Source organism: uncultured Campylobacter sp. (assembly GCF_938031315.1).
GTDB lineage: Bacteria > Campylobacterota > Campylobacteria > Campylobacterales > Campylobacteraceae > Campylobacter_B.
The window spans coordinates 1-8,758 of sequence record NZ_CALHHT010000528.1 but is presented as its reverse complement, the minus strand read 5'-3'; the positions used below and the strand labels follow the sequence as shown (position 1 = coordinate 8,758).

Annotated in this window: 7 protein-coding genes and 1 pseudogene; all 8 read right to left on the bottom strand. The window is 47.2% G+C overall.

Annotated features, from left to right (window positions below; all coding sequences use genetic code 11):
- Positions 1-338 precede the first annotated feature (338 nt).
- A pseudogene (locus Q0236_RS13125) lies at positions 339-977 on the bottom strand (ABC transporter ATP-binding protein); the annotation flags it as partial.
- Between the two features lies 1 nt (position 978).
- Complete coding sequence (locus Q0236_RS13120) at positions 979-2,112, bottom strand: FtsX-like permease family protein (RefSeq protein WP_297918984.1); 1,134 nt, start codon at positions 2,110-2,112, stop codon at positions 979-981.
- Positions 2,099-3,343 carry an ABC transporter permease gene (locus Q0236_RS13115; RefSeq protein ID WP_297918981.1) on the bottom strand — a complete coding sequence of 415 codons (1,245 nt, stop codon included), beginning with the start codon at positions 3,341-3,343 and terminating at the stop codon, positions 2,099-2,101. Before Q0236_RS13115 ends, Q0236_RS13120 begins: the two co-directional genes overlap by 14 nt.
- Positions 3,343-4,761 (bottom strand): Fe-S-containing protein, encoded by a 1,419-nt coding sequence (locus Q0236_RS13110; RefSeq protein ID WP_297918978.1) that lies wholly within the window; start codon positions 4,759-4,761, stop codon positions 3,343-3,345. The genes Q0236_RS13115 and Q0236_RS13110 overlap by 1 nt, the downstream gene beginning before the upstream one ends.
- Positions 4,762-5,145: 384 nt before the next feature.
- Positions 5,146-5,667, bottom strand: coding sequence for an iron transporter (locus tag Q0236_RS13105; protein WP_005869331.1), 522 nt, complete (start codon positions 5,665-5,667; stop codon positions 5,146-5,148).
- A gap of 14 nt (positions 5,668-5,681) precedes the next feature.
- Positions 5,682-7,010, bottom strand: a complete 1,329-nt coding sequence (locus tag Q0236_RS13100) for an FTR1 family protein (protein WP_367274757.1) — start codon at positions 7,008-7,010, stop codon at positions 5,682-5,684.
- Between the two features lie 8 nt (positions 7,011-7,018).
- Complete coding sequence (locus tag Q0236_RS13330) at positions 7,019-7,609, bottom strand: hypothetical protein (protein ID WP_367274756.1); 591 nt, start codon at positions 7,607-7,609, stop codon at positions 7,019-7,021.
- A gap of 219 nt (positions 7,610-7,828) precedes the next feature.
- On the bottom strand, positions 7,829-8,758 hold a 930-nt coding region (locus tag Q0236_RS13095; protein ID WP_297918975.1), incomplete at its 5' end, for a c-type cytochrome.

Here is an 8,758-nt window from a genome sequence, read left to right as displayed (position 1 = left end):
CCGCACCTGCTCGCGCGAGCCTTAAGCGAACCCGAAAATAGCGCGGGCGGGCGGTGAAATTTTTAAATTTTAACGTAGCTCTATTCTTCATCATTACAAGCTAAATTTTATGCACCGTCATTTTGCGCGCTAGAATTTTTGGCACCTTGATTTCCGCCACTTAAATTTTCAGCGCCCCGATCTTCGCTATCTAAATTTTGAGAGGCGGGGTTTTGCTCGCTCGTAGCTTCGCCACCAGAGCTTTGCGAAGCGCTTTGGCTTAAATCGCGATCTGAATTTTCATCCTGAGAGCCTAGATGATGTTTCATCGTGCTTTGATCCAAAAGTTCTATTCGATCGAGTTTACCGTGTCTTAGGCGCACCACTTTGTCGGCAAATTTACCGAGCTCTTCGTTGTGCGTGACCAAAAGCAGCGTCTTGCCCTCGCTGCGAAGCGTCTGAAAGAGCTGCAAAACCACGCGCTCGTTGGCCTCGTCGAGGTTGCCCGTAGGTTCATCCGCGATGATGATGTCGGGATCATTGATGAGTGCGCGAGCGATGCAGACGCGCTGCTGCTCGCCGCCGCTAAGCTCGCTAGGGCGGTGCGTGATGCGGTGTCCGAGCCCTACTTTCTCAAGTGCTGCCTTGGCGCTGTCCTCGTCCACGCAGCTGTGGTAGTATTGATTTAACATGACGTTTTCGACGGCCGTTAGATAGGGGATTAAGTGAAACTGCTGAAACACGAGGCCGATCTTTTTACGGCGAAATTCTAAAATTTGCTCGTCATTTAGCGCGCTCGCGTCGGCTCCGCCCAGGATATATCTGCCCGCGGTCGGGGTGTCCATCAGGCTTAGGATATTTACGAGTGTGCTTTTGCCGCTGCCGCTTGGGCCCATTATGCTGACCCACTCGCCGCTTAAAACGTCGAAGCTGATATTATCGAGAGCCTTAACCTCGCCGAAGTATTTGCAGATGCCTTCAAATTTTAAAATTTCCATGTCATTCCCTTAATAGATTCGCTAAATTCGGATTCAGCGCCTTTTTGATCGGATAGTAGCTTGCCGCGAGCGCAAAAATCAGGCTCAGCGCGACCGCCGCAAAGAGGCTAATCAGCCTAAAATCCACGCTGCTTGAAAATATCAGATGCCCCAGCAAGATCGCGAGCAGGTATCCCACGAATACCCCTACTAGCGAGCCTGCGACGCAGACGGTTAAAATTTCGCTCAGGATCAGGTGGAGCAAATTTTGTTTGCTCGCGCCGATTGCGCGGATGAGTGCGAACTCTTTGATACGCGAAAGCAGGATCGAGCTAAGGCTCGTATTGATGCAGACCGAGGTGATCAGAAGGATCGTAATGCCGATAAGAAGCATCAAAAGCTTGATTTTATTTAAGATGATGCCCTGGGTCTTGGATACCTTGCCGATCGGCGCGAAGCTCATCTGAGCGTCGCTCAGGCTTTTTGAAATTTCGCTAAGCTGCTTAAAATCGCCGCTTACGATCGCTTCTGCGTAATTTACCTGCGCAGGCTGATTTAAAATTTTTTGCGCCAGCGGCAGCGAGATTAGCAGCATGCCATCCTCTTTCTGCCCGTCATAGACGATGCCTTTTATCTTTACTTTGCTTGTTTCGTTTGAGCCGATCGGCGTGATCTCGATACTATCGCCGAGCTTCGCGCCCAAAAGCTTAGCAAGATCCTGCCCGATGAGCGCGTTTTTATCGTCGAAATCCACGCCGATAAACGAACCCTCTTTAAGATCCAAAAACGGCATAGTATCGCGCAGAGAGGAGAAATTTACCCCCATGATGATGCCTGAGTTTACGCCTAAATTTGCGCTGCCGAAAAGATATTTATTCGCGCTTTTCAGTGCGGGGATTTTAGCAAATTTCGCATCGAGCGCCGCTTCGTCCATATGGGAATTTTCTAAATTCGCAGGGCTTACGATTAAATTTGCGCCGTAGCTGTTTAACTCGCTGGCGACCTTTTTATCGATGTCGGCGTAGATATTTACGAACGCCGCGCAAACCGCGCTGCCTAGCATGATCGCGACGAAAATCACGAAGCTGCGAATGCCGCTGTTGATGATACTTTTAAAGATCGCGCTTCTAAAAAACGCGCCGTTATTTCCTACCATAAAGCACCTCCGCAGGCAGTAGTTTGATTACTCCGCGTAGCGGCAAGATCGAGCCGATAATGCAAATAAGAAGTCCAAAGACGATGCTAAGCGGAAAGACCATAAGCGAGACGCCGATAAAGGAGCCAAAAATTTGATACGCGATCGCCCAGCTAAGCGCGTAGCCCACGACTGCGCCCACGAGTGAGCTTGCTATGCAGATGACAAAAATTTCAGCGGCGAACTGGATATAGATCATAAAGTTGCTCGCTCCCAGCGCCTTAAGCAAGCCGATCTCTTTTTTGCGCTTGTAAATTTCGCTGCTTAGCAGGCTCGTGATGCAGATGCTTGAAATCAGCAGAGATAAGATACTTACGACGCCCATTAAATTTTGAATTTTTTTCGTGATGCCGCTTTGAGCTTCGCTGACGCTAAGCACCGCCTTAGCAGTTGCGTTTGGATACTCCTCGGTGATCTGATATGCGATGGAACTAACGTATGCTGAGCAATACCATGTGTCGTATTCTGTAGCGTCTAGATTATCGAGACTCCTTCTTGCCTTTACGGACAGATCGTCTTCCGGGATCGTCATGGCGCTAACTTCTGCCTTGGCGATGAGGCCCTCTTTGTGCGTTAGCTTTTGTACCAGAGATAAATTTGCGATCAGCTTTTTGGCTTCATCCTCCGCGCCGTGCAAAATCCCTACGACCTTAACCTCATAATCTCCAAGCTTAACCGTATCGCCGATCTTAAGCCCCAGCCCGTCTCCTGCAAGCACCTCATTCTCGGCGCCGTCTTTTACCCACTGTCCCTCTACGCTCCAAAACGGATAGAGCGAGCGCACGCCCGATCTGAAATCAGGCTCGTCGCTAACGCCCACGTCCTTTTCAAAGTAGGTTCCCACGACGTCGTAATCTCCCGCGCGGGTAGTTAAAAAAGGCGCAAAGGCGGTGATATTGTTGCGCCAAAAAATTTCTTTGATCTTATGCAGCTCGCTCTCTTTTAAGAAATCGTCATTCTTAAGCGGCGAGTATTCGCGCCCGCCGATCTCAATACTTAGGCTTTGCGAGCGCGGTAGCACTACGATATTTGAGCCGTAGCTGCGTAGCTCCTTAGCGACCTGATCGCCGATTTTTAGCGTGATATTTAGCATGCAAGCGATCAGCGAGACCGATAAAAATATGGTCAAAAACGCTAGAATTTTGCTATCCCTGGAGTTTAAAATGGAGGATTTGATGATGCGTAAAAACATTATTTAAGCTCCTTTAGCGTGCCGTTTTCATCTACATAGCGCTCGGGATGCGCGGTAAAGGCGTTTGCATTCGCTTCGCTTTCGAAAAAGTAGGTGCGTCCGTAGTAAAGATAGCTAAATTTAGAGGTGTTTAAAATTTCTTTTCTACTAACCGGATCGATCACCTTTTTATCCACAATCTCCGAGAAATAGGACGCGCCATCCTCGATCGTCTTAAGCGCGATGACGATATTTTGCCCGTCAAATTTATAATCCAGCGGGATCGGATTGCAGCCGCCCAGCTTGCCGACGCTAGGCAAAAATATCCTCACGTTGCAAGCGATACAGATGAGCTCGTCGCCTTTTTTGATATAGCCCATATCGCCGCAGATCGAGCACGCGTCAAAAACCGCGACCGGGGCAAATTTGTCCGTGAAGCGGTTTAGTAGAAAAAACCTGACCTTGTGCCCGTCGTCGGTGACGTAGGCAAAGCGGTGCAGCTTGCCGTCCTTTACGATGTTTGCATCGATTATGAATTCCGCGCCTTGCGGCTCGATAATCTTAGGCTCATCGATCGTAGGCGGTTTTGAGGCGACCAAGATATAATAAAGCCCCAAAAAGCTGATTAAAATCCCAAGCGATAAGATCAGGCTAAAATCTCTAAAAATGGCGAATCTGCCTGCCTTAACCTCTCTAAATTTTATAATGTCCGCTTCGCGAGGCACACGCCTTGGCGCACGAAATGCCGTAAGCAGCGCAATTAGCGCGGCTATAAGGCAAAGAGCTAGCGTCAGATAGGAGTTGTTGTAATGGATGATTTTAGCGATGACGCTTAGAAACTCGGACGAGCCGATCGCGTTTGAAAGTCCCTCAAAACCCTGCGCAGCTAGCGCTTTCGGCGCGTCTGCCTGGCGCAGATCAAGGCCTAAAAAGCCGATTTTAGCAATAAAGGCAAACGCCCACGCAAGAGCGAACGACACTAGCTTTGCGCCTCTGCTCGCGCGCGCTAGAGCTGAGCGATAAATAAAATAGAATAAAATGAGCGCCAGCGCACCTAAAACCGCCATAAAGAGGTTGGTTAGGCTGAAGCTGTCCAGCAGCTCGCCGGAGAAAATTTTAAAATTCATCCCTATGAAGCGGTATTCAAATCCATACGCGCAACCAAGAGCAAAAATAACTATAGCGGTAAGATAGAATCGCTTAAGCCTAAACGCAAACAGTAGCGCGAGCAGCGTTAAAAGTGCGAGCGCGTCAAATATAATCTTGCCTGTATCGGCGTTTGCCGAGCGCGCAAATGCGCTAAAGCACAGCGCCCCAAATACAACTCCTAAAAGCGCGGGCAAAAACGATGCGCTGATAAAGCGCCTGCCGCCCAGATACGCGCTTAAAAACGCGAGCGGAAACAGAGCCAAGCTAACGTGATAAAAAAATATCGTCATTAAAAATCCTCATCGAGCCTAATGCGCGTAAATCGCCTATAATTGCTTAAATTTTAAAATTTTAAAACCTACGCCATTTTGTAAATTTTAAAATTTCAAATCAGCCCGCAAAAAGTTCGCAGCAATAGAGCCGCCCGCAAAGAGAAATTTCGCCTCGCTATTGCTTTGGTTTTGTCTCACCCTCGCGACGTGCTAAATTTTAAAATTTTGCCGCAACTAAAAGATTCGTAAGCTTAAACGCATTAAAGCAAAAACGATGCGCTTTGGCTGCGGCGTAATGGCAAATTTAAACGGGCTAAAGTAACTGCCTTAAATTTAAAGCGTGCGGCTAAACCCAATACCGCTAGAGCTCCGCCAAAACGGACTCGGCGGAGCCATCTATGATTACTCTTTAGGAGCGCCTGTGTATTGGAAGGTGTATTTAACCGAGAACGGCTCCCACCATTTGCCTACGCCGGTCGCTTTGTCTGCGTGGCGACCGAATCCGTTGGCGCTTGGATTTTCGATGTTGTAGGTTAGCTCGTAGTTGCCTACACCGTTTACCATCTTGATATTGGCGCCGTAGTGAGGGCCGTCGCTAGCTACCATCGGCATGAAATTTCCCTTTTGAATCTTACCTGTGTCTAGGTTTTTAAGCACGTAAGCGATCTTTAGGTAAGGGATCCACTCGCCCTCGCCAAATCCGTTTGCGTTGCCTTTGATAGCGTGGATATCCGCCTCAAGGTGGATGTCCGCCTTGCTAGGAGCTAGATCGATGCCTTTAGGCTCCATATCGATAGGCTGAAGATACACAGCAGCGATCTCCATTCCATTTTGCTCAATCGGCTCGCCGATCGGATGCTCTCCTGCCATTGCTATAACAGAGGCTAAGCTTAGCGCCAACATACCTGAAAAAATCTTTTTCATCTTTTCTCTCCTTATTAAGATTTGTTTTTTTGCTTATTTTTTAAGATCAAAATTCCTGCGATTAGAAGCACGATCATCACCGCTTGCGGCACGAGGCTCTGGACGTAAGGATAAAATCCGATCCACGTAATCGTAGGAAGCCCGTCTATCACCGTAGGCACGAATACCTTGCCCTCGACTAGCTCCATCACGCCCTTACCCACAAATACGACGGACATATAAAAGATAATGACTGACGTAGCGATGAAAAATGGCTTGATAGCGATTTTAAGCGAGAATTCTTTGATGATGACATAGACCACGATTAGGGCTACCAGACCCGCTACAAAACCCGCCGCTACCATGCTAGTAGCTGCCGGAGTCTTGGCATCGAAAAGTAGCGCCAGATAAAATAGCACCGTTTCCGCGCCCTCACGATAAACCGCCAAAAATACCGTCCACCAAAGCATCTTGCTATCGCCCGAGCTTAGGCTGCTTGAAATTTGACCTTGGATATAGGCGGTCCATTTTTTGGAGCTTGCATTTGAAAGAAGCCAAAATCCCACATAAAATAGCAGCACCACGGCGATTAGCATTACCGCGCCCTCCATCACTTCGCGCGTTTGTCCTGCATTTTCACTACCGAAGATATAATTTAGTCCGTAAGCCGTGGCAATACTTAGCACGACCGCGACGCCAAGAGCGCTGTAAACGATATTTAGGTGCTTTGAATTGCCTGATTTTATAAGCAAAGCGATGACTGCGGCTACGATAATGAGCGCTTCAAATCCTTCACGCAAGATAATGATAAACGCGTATAAGAATAGATCCCAGTTGCTTGATTTCTTCGTTAGCTCTATACTTTGGGTAAGCTGATCAAATAGCTTATTTTGCGCCGCTACGATCTGCTCTTTGGAAGCGCCCGCGCGCATAAGAGCTGAAATTTTATTAAAGCTTGCTTCGGTGTCTAGCTTGAGTTGTGTGTCTTTGGCGCCAACGATATTTTCCATGCCGCTCTCTTCGTATTCGTCGAAGTAAATATTGCCGCTCTCATCGATCGCGTCATCAACCTTGCCGCTCTCGTAAAGCTGCAAAACCTTAGCCATTTTGTCTTTGATATTTTGCACAATCGGCGTAAAATCCTTGCCCTCATCCTCGCTAGTATCGCTTTGTGCTAACGCAGTCTGTGGCGCTATGGAGTAGCTTTCTTGCGGCAAATCATTTACGGCTTTTAATGCTAGATTATCTAAAGCGTTTATCGCTTCGTCAAATTTTGATTTGTCCGTATCCGCATCCTCGCGCAATAGATTTCCAATGATTTGCTGGATTGATTGATCGGTCTGAGACGAGACATATTTTCGCACCGCCTCCTCTAGACGTTGCGGTAGATATCAAATTTAGCGCGATTTAGCGCAGCTTTTAGCGCAGCAGTGTCTTTCTTATCAAACGCAGCTTTAGCGTTATCCAGCTCAGCTTTAAATTCCGTATAGACGCTCATCCACGGCGAAGTTGTACCGGATGCTGCGGAATTCCCGCCTGAGGCTGGCGCAGAAGTGCTGCCATCGCCTCCGTCTTGATACTCGGCTACGAGACGATGACCAGATTCAATCACAGGCAGAACCTCGTCAATCTCGCGATTTAGATTATCGATCATTGCTTGGATCTCATTTAGAGGCTTTTCAGCTTTGATCGCTTTACGGATATCGCCGAATTGCTTCTCCATATCGTAGGATTTTTTCTGACTTAAATTTATGCGAATGCCGGCTTCTAAATTTTCAAAATGCCCGAAATACGCCTCTTGGGTTATCTTTCTGGCCTCCGAGTTATTGCCGTCTACATAAAATTTAACCGCCTGGGCAAATTTTTCTTTAATCGCCGCCGCTTCGGCGCGATAATCGGTCTGCGCCAGCAACATGCAAAATGGAAAAATAAGAGCCAAAATCGCAAATTTAAAAAATTTCATCTGAACCTTCTTAAGTTAAATTTATACATTAAATTTCAAAATTAAGTAGCAATTATATGTAGAAAAATCTTAAAAAGTAATAAAAAAAGCGGTTATCATAAAGCACGAAAGCGGCTAAATTCTCAATTGCAAGAGCTTTTTGATAGATGGAATTTAATAGAATTTAGGATATGGCGGAATTTTAAATGGCAGTCGGATTTTACTCCGACTGCTAAAATTTTAATGAAGTTTCGACCAAATTTTGCTTTTCCAAAGACCTGCAAAAACAGAAAGGATCAAGAAATATATCATAATATTTATGGTCGTAGCTTCACGCTCGGCTTTTTTACTATCGCCTACGTCAGCTAGATATTCCACGACCTTGGCTTCAGCGTTTTCGTTCAAGCCTACGCGCGGCATCGAAGTGCCTGGAAGCTTCTTTTGCGTATCGTTGATAAACTCGTGTAGATAGTTGGCGCCCTTGGAACGGATCATCATCGAAAGATCAGGAGGCGTCGAGCCCATATACGCAGCCAGGCTAGCCTTGTCGCTGGATGCAAAGAGCTTATCATATTTGACGTCATGACATCTTAGACAAGCATCCTCAAAAACCGCCTTACTTAAAAGGAATTTTTTCTGCGCTTCATTTAGTTCGGTGCCTTGCTTGATGCCGCTAGCAGCAGCCTCAGAGGCGATTAGTTTATCCTCGCTAGGAGCTAGCGACTTTAGATAGGCTACGATATCGGCGATCTCTTGATTTAGATCACCGCCCGCACCGAAAAATCCAGGCATCGGAAAAGGCTTTTCGTCGCCAAATTTCTGATCTAGCTTAAGAGCCATGATCGGATCTTTGATGAGCGCAGCTAAGAATTTATCAGTGTATAGATAGCCTGCGCTGCTAAGATCCGGAGGATTGACGCCGTATGCGGCACTAGCGCTTGCCGCGTCCATAGGAGCGGAGATATTTGCACTTTTTACTCCATGACATGCGGTGCAGCCCGCATTTGTAAAGGTCTCGGCGCCTCGCACGGCATCGCCTTTGCTAAGATCGATTTTATTTATCTCGTCCCAAAAAAGCACCGTTTTGTCTTGTTGCTCTTTTGCGCTGGCAAGGGCTTTTTTAGAATTTTTTATCATCGTCTCATCCCCGCCTTTTTCAGCTGCGGCCAA